Annotated in this window: 10 protein-coding genes; 1 reads left to right on the top strand and 9 read right to left on the bottom strand. The window is 59.3% G+C overall.

Features of this window, described 5'->3' with window-relative positions:
* The first annotated feature begins 166 nt into the window (after nt 1-166).
* The gene (locus tag IMCC20628_RS22105; RefSeq protein WP_047032001.1) at nt 167-598 is read left to right on the top strand and encodes a heme-binding protein; all 432 of its coding nucleotides are present in this window, start codon (nt 167-169) and stop codon (nt 596-598) included.
* 15 nt (nt 599-613) lie between these two features.
* Here IMCC20628_RS22105 and IMCC20628_RS22100 read toward each other — a convergent pair whose 3' ends face one another.
* The 9 genes from IMCC20628_RS22100 to IMCC20628_RS22060 all read right to left on the bottom strand — a co-directional run bounded on the left by IMCC20628_RS22100 (nt 614) and on the right by IMCC20628_RS22060 (nt 12,993).
* Nucleotides 614-1,018: a hypothetical protein gene (locus IMCC20628_RS22100; protein ID WP_047032880.1), complete on the bottom strand. Its 405-nt coding sequence runs from the start codon at nt 1,016-1,018 to the stop codon at nt 614-616.
* Nucleotides 1,019-1,153: 135 nt separating this feature from the next.
* Nucleotides 1,154-4,612 (bottom strand): pyruvate carboxylase, encoded by a 3,459-nt coding sequence (gene pyc, locus IMCC20628_RS22095; protein ID WP_047032000.1) that lies wholly within the window; start codon nt 4,610-4,612, stop codon nt 1,154-1,156.
* A gap of 182 nt (nt 4,613-4,794) precedes the next feature.
* On the bottom strand, nt 4,795-5,538 hold the full coding sequence (locus IMCC20628_RS22090; RefSeq protein WP_047031999.1) for an autoinducer binding domain-containing protein: 744 nt from the start codon (nt 5,536-5,538) through the stop codon (nt 4,795-4,797).
* Nucleotides 5,539-5,957: 419 nt separating this feature from the next.
* Entirely contained in the window at nt 5,958-7,103 is a 1,146-nt protein-coding gene (locus IMCC20628_RS22085; RefSeq protein WP_047031998.1) for an iron-containing alcohol dehydrogenase, read from the bottom strand.
* Entirely contained in the window at nt 7,100-8,488 is a 1,389-nt protein-coding gene (locus IMCC20628_RS22080; protein WP_047031997.1) for an aldehyde dehydrogenase family protein, read from the bottom strand. Before IMCC20628_RS22080 ends, IMCC20628_RS22085 begins: the two co-directional genes overlap by 4 nt.
* Nucleotides 8,489-8,563: 75 nt before the next feature.
* On the bottom strand, nt 8,564-9,928 hold the full coding sequence (locus tag IMCC20628_RS22075) for a glutamine synthetase family protein (protein ID WP_047031996.1): 1,365 nt from the start codon (nt 9,926-9,928) through the stop codon (nt 8,564-8,566).
* A 110-nt stretch (nt 9,929-10,038) separates the two neighbouring features.
* Nucleotides 10,039-11,091 carry a TRAP transporter substrate-binding protein gene (locus IMCC20628_RS22070; RefSeq protein ID WP_047032879.1) on the bottom strand — a complete coding sequence of 351 codons (1,053 nt, stop codon included), beginning with the start codon at nt 11,089-11,091 and terminating at the stop codon, nt 10,039-10,041.
* Between the two features lie 43 nt (nt 11,092-11,134).
* Complete coding sequence (locus IMCC20628_RS22065; protein ID WP_047031995.1) at nt 11,135-12,469, bottom strand: TRAP transporter large permease subunit; 1,335 nt, start codon at nt 12,467-12,469, stop codon at nt 11,135-11,137.
* Entirely contained in the window at nt 12,466-12,993 is a 528-nt protein-coding gene (locus IMCC20628_RS22060) for a TRAP transporter small permease subunit (protein ID WP_052766588.1), read from the bottom strand. Before IMCC20628_RS22060 ends, IMCC20628_RS22065 begins: the two co-directional genes overlap by 4 nt.
* Between the last annotated feature and the right edge of the window lie 33 nt (nt 12,994-13,026).

The following is a 13,026-nucleotide window of genomic DNA, read 5'->3' as shown; positions in this document are numbered from 1 at the left end:
TTCAGAGCCCGGCGGAGTCGGGGAGACTCAGGCCGTTGCCTGTTGATTGCGCTCCATAAAAAGCATTATTTCCTGCCCCGATCATGCCAAATCAGTGGCACAGGTCACGGTTCAGTGCCTATAAGCCTCTGATCAGTTTCTGACTTTGATTTGAAAGGCATTCATCATGACGGACCTCACGCTTAACAAGGCACTCAAGATCATCACCGCAGCGCTCGCAAAGGGCAAGGAACTGGGTCTCAAGCCACTGGCCGTTGTGGTGCTCGATGCCGGCGGTCATGTCAAAGCTGTCCAGCGACAGGATGGCGCATCGATGCTGCGCTTCGAGATCGCCAGCGGCAAGGCCTATGGCGCGCTGGCTGTCGGCGTCGGCTCGCGCTGGCTCAACACCCAGGCCGAAACCCGGCCGCATTTTCTTGAAGGCCTCTCAGCAGTATCCGGCGGCAAGATCGTTGCCGTGCCCGGCGGCGTGCTGGTCAAGGACCGCAAGGGCGCGATCATCGGCGCGGTCGGCATCACCGGCGATTCGTCCGACAATGACGAGATTGCCGCAATCGCCGGCGTCGAAGCCGCAGGCTTTACGCCCGACGCCGGCTGACATCTGATCGCCGGGTTACAACCCGATCGAAACGTCACGGCCCGCCGAACGAATCGACACGGAAAATCCGGCGATCACGTCGATGAATGCAATCACCATCAGGATGAAAAACACCTGCGTGGCGGCATCCCGAACGAGCAGGAATTCCACCAGGAACGCAACAAAGACAAACATCGACAGCATGTGGTCAATCACTGACCATGGGCCGGTTCGTGTCGCCTTCAAAACCTCGATGAACAACAACGCCAGCGAGACAACGATCAGCAAGTCGCCCAGACTCATGGTCCAGGTTGCGCCCGACATCATCGACAGCGATGTGATGGTCGACCCAAGCCCGGCGACACCACCGCCGATCACCCCGATTATGACCAGGTTATAGACAATCAGCGGCACAATCATCAGCGGAATGGCGGCGAGCATGGCAGAAATCCTCATAACATAAACAGGCAGCGTGTTCATGCGCGCCCCGGAGTGTAATCCGGGACGACAATGCGAAATCAATCCGTCATGCGCAAGCCCGCCGCGCTGTTTCCGGCACAGGATCGGGCGGATGCTTCAGTCATAGACAGCCAGAAGATCCTTGGCGTCGATCTGGTCGCCGGTCTTGACCAGAACCTCGGCCAGCACCCCGTCGCGCTCGGCATGGATCGCGGTTTCCATTTTCATTGCCTCGATTGAGACCAGCACATCACCTGCGGTGACCTCCTGTCCCGCAGCAACGGAAACAGTCGAGATCACGCCCGGCATCGGGGCTCCAACATGGGCATCGTTGCCCAGTTCGGCCTTGCGACGTACAGCCGAGCCCGATGCGCCATGCGCCCGGTCCGGCACCTTGATCCGCCGCGGCTGGCCATTGAGCTCGAAAAACACAGTGACCATGCCCTTGTCGTCGGGTTCGCTTTCGGCCAGATTCTGAACGACAAGCGTCTTGCCTTTCTCAATCTCGATGAACAACTCGCCACCGACCGGGATTCCGTAGAAATAGGCAGGTGTCGGCAACATGCTCACCGGGCCGTATGTTTCGCTTACCAGGGCAAAGTCGGTGAACACTTTCGGATACATCAGATAGGAGGCGAACTCGTTTTCGCTGATTTCGCGTTCCAACTTGGTCTCGATTTCCTTGCGTTCGGCATCGAGATCCGCATCCGGCAGCAATGAGCCGGGACGGGCCGTGAAGGCATCCTCACCCTTGAGCACCTTGTCCTGAAGGGCTTTCGGCCAGCCGGCCGGCGGCTGACCCAGATCGCCGCGCATCATCGACACCACCGATTCGGGGAACGAAACATCCTTGGCCGGATCCTCGACGTCGGCGACGCTCAGATCCTGGCTGACCATCATCAGCGCCATGTCGCCAACCACCTTCGACGATGGTGTCACCTTGACGATGTCGCCGAACATCTGGTTGGCGTCGGCATAGGCCTGCGCCACCTCGTGCCAGCGGGTTTCCAGCCCCAGCGAACGCGCCTGCTCCTTGAGATTGGTAAACTGACCACCTGGCATTTCGTGCAGATAAACTTCTGATGCCGGCCCCTTGAGGTCGCTTTCAAACGCCGCGTACTGATTGCGCACCGCTTCCCAGTAAAACGAAATCCGGCGGATCCATTCTGGATCAAGTTCGGGATCGCGCTCATGGCCACGGAGTGCCTCGACAATCGAGCCGAGGCATGGCTGCGAGGTGTTGCCCGACAACGCGTCCATCGCCGCGTCGATAGCGTCAACACCGCTGTCGACCGCAGCAAGCACTGTGGCAGCCGAAATCCCCGACGTGTCATGGGTATGGAAGTGGATCGGCAGATCTGTGGCTTCGCGCAGTGCGGTGAACAACTGCCGCGCCGCCGCCGGCTTCAGCAATCCGGCCATGTCCTTGACCGCAATGATGTGCGCGCCGGCCTTTTCCAGTTCGGCCGCAAGGCTGGTGTAGTATTTCAGATCATATTTCGGCCGTGCCGAACTGAGGATATCGCCGGTGTAACAGATCGCGGCTTCGCAAAGCTTGCTCTCCTCGCACACCGCATCCATCGACACACGCATGTTCTCGACCCAGTTGAGGCAATCGAACACACGGAACAGGTCGATGCCACCGCTGGCAGCCTGGCGCACGAAATGCTTGACCACATTGTCGGGATAATTCTTGTAGCCAACGCCGTTGGCGCCGCGCAGCAGCATCTGCAGCAACAGATTCGGCGCGCCCTGGCGCACCATCTCCAGCCGCTCCCACGGGTCCTCGGTCAGGAACCGCATCGACACGTCGAAGGTGGCGCCACCCCAGCATTCCAGCGACAAAAGGTTCGGCAGCACCTTGGCATAGGTGTCGGCGATGCGGGCAATGTCGTTGGTGCGCATGCGGGTGGCCAACAGCGACTGGTGCCCGTCACGCATCGTCGTATCGGTGATCAGCACGCGATTCTCATTGCGCATCCACGCGCCAAAACCTTTCGGGCCAAGCTGATCGAGCTTCTGCTTGCTGCCGTCGACAATCGGCACATCCTTGTAAGGGATGCGCGGTTTGGCGGCGTCTTCCAACGGCCGCGGACGGCCTCTTGCTTCCGGGTGGCCATTGACAGTGACATCGGCAAGATAGGTCAGCAGCTTTGTCGCCCGGTCCTGACGCTTGACCTGCTCGAACAGTTCCGGCGTCGTGTCGATGAACTGCGTCGTATAGGTGTTGTCGAGAAAACTCGGGTGCGTGATGATCGCTTCCAGGAAGGTCAGGTTGGTGGCCACGCCACGGATCCGGAACTCCCTGAGCGCCCGGTCCATCCGACGGATGGTCTCTTCCGCCGTCGGAGCCCAGGCGGTGACCTTTTCCAGAAGCGGATCATAAAACCGGGTGATCACCGCGCCCGAATAGGCGGTGCCGCCATCAAGCCGGATGCCGAAGCCGGTGGCGCCGCGATAGGCCGTGATACGTCCGTAATCGGGAATGAAATTCTGTTCCGGGTCTTCGGTGGTTATGCGGCATTGCAGCGCGTGGCCATTGAGGCGGATGTCGGCCTGCGCCGGCACACCGGACCCTGGCGTGCCGATCACCTCGCCATCGAGAATGTGGATCTGCGCCTTGACGATATCGATGCCGGTGACTTCCTCGGTGACCGTATGCTCGACCTGGATGCGCGGATTGACTTCGATGAAATAGAACGCGCCCGTGTCGATATCCATCAGGTATTCGACCGTACCGGCGCCGACATAGCCGGTGGCATTGGCGATCTTCAGCGAATAGGCCGCCAGTTCCTGCCGCTGATCTTCGCTCAGATAGGGCGCAGGTGCCCGCTCGACGACCTTCTGGTTGCGGCGCTGCACAGAACAGTCGCGCTCGAAAAGATGCACAGCATTGCCATGGGTATCGCCGAGAATCTGGCTTTCGACATGGCGGGCCCGTTCGACCAGCTTTTCGAGATAGACCTCGTCCTTGCCGAAAGCAGCCATGGCTTCGCGCTTGGCTTCGATGACCTCGCGTGACAGGTCCTTGGGATCACGGATGGCGCGCATGCCGCGACCTCCGCCGCCCCAGGATGCCTTCAGCATGATCGGATATCCGATCGTTTCGGCCATCCGCGCCACTTCCGCCATGTCGTCAGGAAGCGGCTCTGTTGCCGGCACCACCGGAACGCCGATTTCGATGGCGAGATTGCGGGCGGCGACCTTGTTGCCAAGGCGGCGCATGGTTTCGGCACGCGGGCCGATGAAGATGATCCCGGCTTCATCGCAGGCGTCTACGAATTCGGGGCTCTCCGACAACAGACCGTAGCCGGGGTGGATCGCATCGGCGCCTGATTGCTTGGCAACGCGGATCACCTCTTCAATCGAAAGATAGCTCTCGATCGGACCCATGTCGCGCGCCAGATGCGGGCCGCGACCGACCTGATAGGATTCGTCTGCCTTGAACCGGTGCAGCGCAAGCTTGTCTTCCTCAGCCCAGATGGCGACGGTTTTTATGCCGAGTTCGTTGGCCGCGCGAAAAACGCGAATGGCAATTTCTGATCGGTTGGCGACAAGAATTTTGGAAATCGGCACAGACAGGCTCCCGGGTTTGGGCGAAGGGACCGGGGCTGGATAAACCCCGCATCCAATCATTAGCGTCTGTTTTATTGCAGTGCAAATAGGATCGAGCCTCATCGCCGAGGCTGGAAATGGCGGTGAGACGTTCCAAGCCCCGCGGGCTCACGACCGCACCAACCGATCGGAAACGCCGCGCGTTAGGAGATCAGTCCGAGCCTGAACGCAATCGCCACCACGTGATGCCGGTTTTTGGCATGCAGCTTTTCCTGAATGCCGTTCATGTACCAATCAACCGTGTGCGCCGACAAACCGAGTGTGGCGCCCATCTCATTGGAGGTCATGCCATAGCCGAGATATTCAAGCGTCTCCATCTCACGGCGAGTCAATTGCACCACAACCGGTTTGCTGATCCTCTCATAGGCGCCCGGATCCAAAGCCTCCAGAAGCTCCCAGAACACTTTCTTCGCCACCGCATCCATCAACGCCATCTGGGACGGCGACAGATCGATTTCCTGACCTGCCACCGCAAGCACGCCGACCAGTCCGCGCCGTCCGTGGATCGGAAACACATATCCGTCCTCCAGCCCGTGGCGCCGCGCATCAACCATCATCCGCTCCATCCGCTTGCGATGCGGATCATCCTGGAATACCTGCAATGGTTCGCGCCAGCGATAACCCCGTTGGCTATGCCCGAGATAACGGACAATCGGATCGATCGCCGCATATTTCCGCTTCACATAGATTTCGGGCCAGCCTTTGGGCCATTGACCTGCAAGCATGATCTTCTCAGCATCGCTCTCCGGGCCCGGCTGCCGAACAAGGGTAAAAAAGTCGAAGCCAAGCTTTCTGACAACATCACCCAGTTGCGCACGAATGGCGTCAGCATCTGCCGCTCCGTTGCTTTCGTTTTCCAGAAACTGCAGAACAGCATTCATACCCATAGTTGCCTCCGCAGGGGATTAAACCTTTGGTTTTTATTCATTACAAACGATTTTCACAAGAAAACCCGGCTTATTCTGTTTGAACGGATGCAAATTTTGTAATTGCAACATGGGCTCTTTTCAAGACCCCCACAGGCACCGGCACTACCCAGATCCCGTGCAAAAATGCCACAAACTGTCCCGTGCAAGAATATCAAAAAGCCGATTGGATCTGAAAGTCGCAGCGCCATCATTTACTAAAACGCACAATATGCGTCGTGTAACCCCTCACGGCAGCGCGCGTACGCTAGCAGACAATTGGATCCACTTGAGCGCGACTGCCTGAAGCATCGGAGATGACAAGCGAATTGCCACGCAAGATCACCAGATTACTGCTGCGTCGTGCCGCTGTTATTTTCTGCACGACGCAGCCAAACCTTTCAGATGCAGGCTTCGAACAGCGCTTTGGTGTTCTCGGTGGTCAGCGTCACCGGATTGCCGCCGGCGCTCGGATCTTCCAGAGCCATTGCTGTCATTTCATCAATCCGGTCCCGGCCAACGCCAAGCTCGGCCAGCTTGTCAGGGACACCCAGATCGGCACGCAGCTTCAGCACGTATTCGTAAAACCCGTCGAAGCCGCCATCGATGCCCATATAGGCTGCAGCGCGCGCGATGCGGTCTTCGATTGCCGGACGGTTCATCCGAAGCACAGGAGGCATCACCACCGCATTGGTCATGCCGTGATGGGTGTTGTAAACCGCGCCGATCGGGTGCGACAGCGCATGGATCGCGCCGAGACCCTTCTGGAACGCCACCGCGCCCATCGCAGCCGCACTCATCATTTCGGCGCGGGCATCGATATTCGAGCCGTCGGCAACAACCAGTGGCAAGTTTTCCTTGACCAGCCGCATACCCTCAAGCGCAATGCCCTGGCTCATCGGATGGTAGAACGGTGACGAATAGGCTTCGAGGCAATGCGCGAACGCATCCATGCCTGTGCCCACCGTGATGATCCGCGGCATGCCGACAGTCAGTTCCGGGTCACAGATGGTGACAGCCGGAAGCAACTTCGGGTGGAAGATGATTTTCTTGACGTGGGTGACCGAGTTGGTCAGCACACCGGCGCGTCCGACTTCAGAGCCCGTGCCCGCTGTTGTCGGCACCGCGATGATCGGCGCAATGGCATCACCATTGGCGCGAGTCCACCAATCACCGACATCTTCGAAATCCCAGACAGGACGGGTTTGTCCGGCCTGAAACGCGATCAGTTTGCCCAGATCAAGTCCCGAACCGCCGCCAAAGGCGATAACGCCGTCATGGCCGCCAGCCTTGAACACCGCAACGCCGGCTTCAAGGTTCTTCTCGTTCGGGTTGGGGTCGACCTCGGCGAAGACGGCCCGGCCAAGGCCGGCGGCCTCCATCAGGTCAAGCGCATTGGTTGTGATCGGCAGCGAGGCCAGTCCCCGGTCGGTGACCAGGAGCGGCTTCTTCATGCCTGCTGCAGTACAGGCTTCAGCGAGTTCCGAAATGCGCCCTGCGCCAAAACGGATTGCGGTGGGGTAGGACCAGTTGGCGCGCGGGCTCATGCGGATTTCTTTCTCAGGTGATAGGATTTGGGACGGGTGAGGTTTTGGAAGCCGATTTCCGACAGCGAACCACCGCGACCGGTGGCCTTGCAGCCGGTCCAGCACAGCGCCGGGTCGAGATAGTCAGCCCGGTTCATGAACACGGTTCCGGTCTCAAGCTCGTCACCAAGTCGGGCGGCACGCTCAGTATCGTTGGTCCACAGCGAAGCTGTCAGACCAAACGGGCTGTCGTTCATCAGGCCAAGCGCCTGCTCGTCGCTGTCGACCGGCATGATGCCGACAACCGGGCCAAAGCTCTCGTCGCGCATCACCCGCATGTCGTTGGTCACGTCGACGAGAACCTGCGGCATCAGATAGGCGCCGCCATCATCGGCCGGATACAGTTTCGGATCGATCAGCCCGCGCGCGCCAGCGGTGATGGCTTCAGCAGTCTGGGCCCGGACTTCCTTGGCAAAGCGCACACTGGCCATCGGACCGATGGTGGTGTCCTGCTCCAGCGGATTGCCAAGCTTGAGTCCGGCAGTGACCCAGGCGGCTGCCTTCTCGACGAACGCCTCATAGAGCGGACGCGCAATGTAGAGCCGCTCGATGCCGCAGCAGCACTGCCCGGCATTGAACATCGCTCCGTCCATCAGCGTATCGACGGCCCAGTCGAGATCGGCATCTTCCATGACATAGCCCGGATCCTTGCCGCCAAGCTCCAGGCCGAGGCCGGTGAAGGTGCCGGCAGCAGCGCGCTCAATCGCCTTGCCGCCGCCAACCGAGCCGGTGAAATTGATGAAGTTGAAGCTTCCCGCCGAAATCAGCTTCTCGCTGCCCTGATGATCCAGGAACAGGTTGATGAACACGTCTTCCGGCAATCCGGCTTCGGTGAAGGCGCGAACCATGCGCTCGCCGACCAGCAGCGTCTGGGTTGCATGCTTGAGCACCACGGTGTTGCCGGCAATCAACGCCGGGGCGACCGTATTGATCGCAGTCATGTAGGGATAGTTCCACGGCGCGACGACGAAAACGACGCCATGCGGAACGTGCTCGATGCGGCGTTCAAACTGTGCCGAGTTCTCAATCTCGATCGGCGCCAGCGCCCGCTGGGCGATCTCTGCCATGTAATTGGTTCGCTCGTTGACGCCACCAAACTCGCCGCCATAACGGATCGGGCGGCCCATCATCCAGGCCAGTTCCGGCACAACCTCGTCGCTCATTTCGTTGAGCCGCGCCACACCGGCACGAACCAGCGCGATGCGCTCTTCCAGCGGCCGCCGGGCCCAGTCCTTCTGCGCCTTGCGCGACCGGGCGACAGCTGCCGCCGCGTCATCGACGCCCATAACCGGACGTTCGGCATAGACCGACCCGTCAACTGGCGAAATCAGTTTCAAACTGCTCATTGCTTGTCTCCTTCGGCGGCCCCGCCACGTATCCGTGCAGTGCCAGCCGTTGATCATTTGTGTTTGGTGTTACGGTCAGGCCCGCTCGAACCCGCGGGCGATTTCCCAATCGGTCACTGCCTTGTCGAATTCTTCCTGTTCCCACTCGGCGCAGCGGACATAGTGGTCAACCACTGCATCCCCCATCGCCTCGCGCAGCATCTTCGAGCCGCGCAATGTTTCGATGGCCGTGCGCAGCGTCGAGGGAATGTGCTTGGCCTCTGCATTCTCGTAGATGTCACCGCCTGTCGGCGGCGCCAGTTCCAGCTTGTTTTCGATTCCCTTGATACCAGCAGCCAGCAAGGCGGCCTGGGCGAGATAGGGGTTCATGTCCGAGCCGCCAATGCGGCATTCGACGCGAACCGCCTTGCTGCCCTCACCGCACAGGCGAAAACCTGCGGTGCGGTTGTCAACCGACCAGACCGTGCGGGTCGGTGCGAATGTGCCCTTCATGAAGCGCTTGTAGCTGTTGACATAAGGCGCCAGGAAACAGGTGTAATCGGGGGCATATTCGATCAGGCCTGCCATGAAATGACGCATCAGCTCCGACATCCCATGCGCGCCATTTTCATCCCGGAACGCCGGCGTCTTGCCCTGCCAAAGCGACATATGCACATGCGACGACGAGCCGACCTTGTCGGCCTTCCATTTCGGCAGGAATGTCACCGAGCGCCCCTGCGCCCAGGCAATTTCCTTGACCGCGTGCTTGGCAATGGTGTGGTGATCAGCGCAATCGAGCGCTTCGGCATAGCGGATATTGAGCTCTTCCTGACCGGCCTCGGCTTCGCCCTTGGAGTTTTCAATCGGAATGCCTGCGGCGAAGAGGTGATTGCGTATCGGGCGCATGACGCCCTCTTCCTTGGTGGTCTGCAGGATATGGTAATCTTCATTGTAGGCGCTGATCGGGGTCAACTCGCGATAACCCGACTGAGCCAGTTCGCGGAAGCTCTGCTCGAACAGGAAAAACTCCAGCTCTGTCGCCATCATCGCTTCATAGCCGAGCTCCTTGAGCCGGGCGATCTGCACCTTCAGGATCTGGCGCGGCGACTGCGGTACCGGCTTGTGGGTATGGTGATCAAGCAGATCACACAGCACCATGGCGGTGCCTTCAAGCCAGGGCACGCGGCGCATGGTCGAAAGATCGGGCTTCATCACATAATCGCCATAGCCCGCCTGCCAACTGGTCGTCGCATAGCCGTCTGGCGTCGCCATTTCGATGTCGGTCGCCAGCATGTAGTTGCAGCAATGGGTTTCTTCATGGCTGGAATTGATGAAGTTCTGGACATGAAAACGCTTGCCCATCAGCCGTCCCTGCATGTCGACACAGCACACCAGCACCGTATCGATGGCGCCTGATTTGGCGGCAGATTTCAATTCGTCAAAGGAAAGGTTTCCAGCCATGTGATCTGATCCTGATAAGCGTCCCCGTAGGGCTTGGATATGAGAGGCGCTGTAGCGCCAAACCGCCCCCCGAAGCAAGTCGGGAGGCGGTAGTCTTGGCGGTTGTCAGCTCAGCTTTCGCCGTAAGGGAAGCCGGCGCTGTTAATCACCTTGTTGTAGTCCTTGAAGACGGAAATCACCTTGGCCTTGGTTTCGCTTTCCGCGGCCACTTCATCCCAGAACTTCACGGCGGCATCTTCGACCTGCTTCCACTCGGAAGCGGGAACCGAGCGAAGCTGCAGCTTGTCGCCGGTGGCGCGCAGCTTGGCTTCGCCGCCCCAGTACCACTGGTTGCGGAAGGTGTGGGTTGCTTCCATGCAGGAGATGTAGAGCGCCTTGAGATGTTCCGGCAGAGCGTTCCACTTGTCTTCATTGGCAAACCAGGAGCCGATCCAGGCGCCCGAGATGTTGTTGGTCAGGAAGTAGTCGGTCACGTCGGCCCAGCCAACGGTGTAGTCTTCGGTGATGCCCGACCAGGACATGCCGTCGAGCTCGCCAGTCTGAACCGCGACTTCTGCATCTTCATAAGGAATCGACACCGGAACCACACCGAACTGGGTGAGGAAGCGGCCGGCCGTCGGGAAGGTGTAGAGCTTCAGGCCGTCGAGATCGGCAACGCTCTTGATTTCCTTCTTGGTGTTGAAGTTGCACGGGTCCTGGCCAGCAGCCGAAAGCCAGACAACGCCTGTGCCATTATAGGCTTCGCGCCAGATGTCGGCCAGGCCGTACTGCTGGAACAAGACCGGCACATCGAGGATCGAGCGGGTTGCGAACGGGAAGTACCCGCCGAACAGACCCACTTCCACCGGCGACGCCATGGAATCGTCATCCGAATGCACGGCATCGATGGTTCCAGCCTGCATGGCGCGGAACAATTCGCCTGTCGGCACGATCTGGTCGGCGAAGAACAGCTCGATCACCATTTCGCCATTGGCGGCCTTGTTGAAGGCATCAACGAAAGGCTGGGTGACGAACTGGCCGAGTGTCGCACCGGCATAGGTCTGCATGCGCCAGCGGATCGGTTCCTGGGCAATGGCAGCGGGAGCCGCGAGTGCTGTTCCGGCGGCCGCGCCAGCGACAACACCGGCCTTGGTGAGAAATTGACGCCTCTTGATATTGCTCATGCTGTTCTCCTTTTTCGTTTTGTCTTCTTCGGATTTGCTCATTTCAGCCCCGGAGTTTGCCGCGGAATTGCTCCGGCAGCCACAATGCGATTTCCGGGAACATCATCACGATCACCAATGTGAGCAGCATGACCGCAACGAAGGGAATGACAGACTGATAGATATGACGCAGTTTGATTTCCGGTGGCGCCATCGCGCGCATCAGGAACAGATTGTAGCCGAATGGTGGCGTCATGTAAGCGATCTGGCAAGTGATCGTGTAGAGCACACCATACCAGACCAGATCGAAGCCAAGGATCTTGACCAGCGGCACATAGAGCGGCGCCACGATCACCAGCATCGCTGTATCATCAAGGAATGTTCCCATCAGCAGGAAGCTCAGCTGCATGAGGATCAGCACATGCCAAGGCTCGAGGCCGAGCTGCCCGAGGAAGAAATTCTCGATGGCGCGCACCGCGCCCAGACCATCAAACACCGCGCCGAAACACAGAGCCGCCAGAATGATCCACATGAACATGCAGGAAATGCCGAGCGTCTTGCGCATGACGTTTTCCATCACTTCACGGTTCAGACGGCCCTTGATCAGCGCGGCCGCCATCGAAGACACCGCACCCACCGCCGAGCTTTCCACCAGACTGGTATATCCCATCAGGAACAGACCGTTCATCAGGAAGAAGATCATGAACGGCAGGATGCCCGCTCTGAGCAGACTGATCCGCTCTTTCCAGGTGATAGCGTCGCGCTCTTCCTTGGGAAGCGGCGGTCCGAGATGCGGCTGCAACTGGCAGCGCACGAAAATATAAAGGATGAACAGCCCGGCCATCAGCAAGCCCGGGAAGACACCCGCAAGCCACAGCTGACTGACCGGCTGGCGCGCAATCATGCCATAAAGCACCAGCACCACCGAGGGCGGAATGAGAATTCCGAGTGAGGACCCGCCCTGGATCACACCCGTGATCATCACCTTGTCGTAGTTGCGCCTGAGCAGTTCCGGCAGGGCAATCGTTGCCCCGATCGCCATACCGGCGACGGACAAGCCGTTCATCGCCGAAATCACCACCATCAGGAAAATCGTGCCTATGGCGAGCCCGCCCGGAACCGGGCCGAACCAGACATGAAACATCCGGTAGAGATCGTCGGCAATGCGGCTTTCCGACAGCATGTAGCCCATGAAAATGAACATCGGCAGCGTCAGCAGCGGATACCACTTCATAAGCTTGATCGATTGCGTAAACGCGATCTCGACACCACCCGTACCCCACAGCGGCAGAGCGGCAATCACGGCGACCGCGCCGATAACGCCAAACACCCGTTGCCCGGTCAGGAGCAGCGCCATCATCGAGGCAAACATGAACAGCGCGATAAGTTCGTAGCTCAAAGGCCCGCCTCACTTGCATGGTTTACGCTGACGCCGCGCAGGAAAAGAATGTCACGAAACAATTCGGCCGTGGTCTGCAGCAGCATCAGCAGAATGCCGATGACAGCGACGACCTTGACCGGCCACATGTAAGGCCGCCAGACAGAATGCGCCCGCTCGCCCCACTCGATTGCATAGGTCGTGCTCGAGATTCCGCCATAAAGCAGCACGCAGAGATAGAAGATCAGAAACAACACCGTGACTGAATCGATCGCCGCCTTGCGGCGCGGCGACCAGCTGCCATAGATCAGGTCCATCCGCACATGATCACCCATCTGCATCGAATAGGCGCCGCCGAGCAGGTAGTACCCAACCATGATGAACTGGGCCAATTCGAGCGTCCACAATGCTGGAGAGCCGGCATATTTCGAGATCGAAGACCAGAACAGCACGCCCATCAGCGCGAAGATCAGGTACATCGCAAATCGCCCGACACGCCGGTTGAAGGCGTCGACGGTGCGGATGTAGTTTTCAAGGAATCTCATGCCTGCACGTCCCCCGCACAGCATGACTGGCCG

This window comes from Hoeflea sp. IMCC20628, from assembly GCF_001011155.1.
Lineage (GTDB): Bacteria > Pseudomonadota > Alphaproteobacteria > Rhizobiales > Rhizobiaceae > Hoeflea.
This window is presented reverse-complemented; position numbering and strand designations above follow the sequence as displayed.